We start from the raw sequence: 315 nt of genomic DNA on the forward strand, positions 1-315 counted from the left end.
GTCCTGCTCACGACGGCCAAAGGGCGAATTGCTAATCACCACATCCTGACTACGGGACTCGAGGGTACTGCACAATCTAGGCTGACAATGCCGTCTGGGCTGACTGTGATGGGATAGTCCAGCTTGGCGTTGATTTCGGGATGTTCGCTCAAGTCCTGCTCAACCACCGCATCGCCGTACGGGAATGAGCTTGTTTACTGCCACCTGAAATCGCGCCGTAGAAGATCCGGCCATTTTCGGTTGAGAATCGTACCGTTTTCCCTGGCTGGAATCTTCGGAACGGTTGTTAACTACGTTTATTGTTTATTGAGGCGA

Origin of the sequence: Lyngbya confervoides BDU141951, assembly GCF_000817775.3 — a bacterium.
In the GTDB taxonomy this organism is placed as follows: domain Bacteria; phylum Cyanobacteriota; class Cyanobacteriia; order Thermosynechococcales; family Thermosynechococcaceae; genus Lyngbya; species Lyngbya confervoides.